Source organism: Pseudomonas sp. 2822-17 (assembly GCF_002742485.1).
GTDB lineage: Bacteria > Pseudomonadota > Gammaproteobacteria > Pseudomonadales > Pseudomonadaceae > Aquipseudomonas > Aquipseudomonas cyclaminis.
In genome coordinates this window covers 1-245 of the sequence record NZ_LJRZ01000265.1, presented here as the reverse complement: position 1 = coordinate 245, position 245 = coordinate 1, and the positions used below count along the sequence as shown (strand labels likewise).

At 41.2% G+C, this 245-nt stretch carries 1 pseudogene; it reads right to left on the bottom strand.

From position 1 onward, the window contains the following. Positions 1-245: pseudogene (locus AOA60_RS03745) on the bottom strand (hypothetical protein); the annotation flags it as partial.

Sequence of the window (245 nt, the reverse complement as noted above, 5' to 3'; positions counted from 1 at the left end):
GTGTGGAACACCGCCCCACGCCCCAATGGATACGAGGAATTATTAATTAGAAACTCCGCATCCGACGTTTTTCCTTGCCCTGTCTGATAATAGAAGTTTTCAAAATAGAAACTGTCTTCAATGAGTTCATTTAAGAATGGCGTAATTTCCTCGCCATTCATCGTTTCACCAATCACAAAGCTTTCCACTGATTCAAGTGAAACAACTACTACATTCATATCCTTTGCGACACCGAACATCTCATC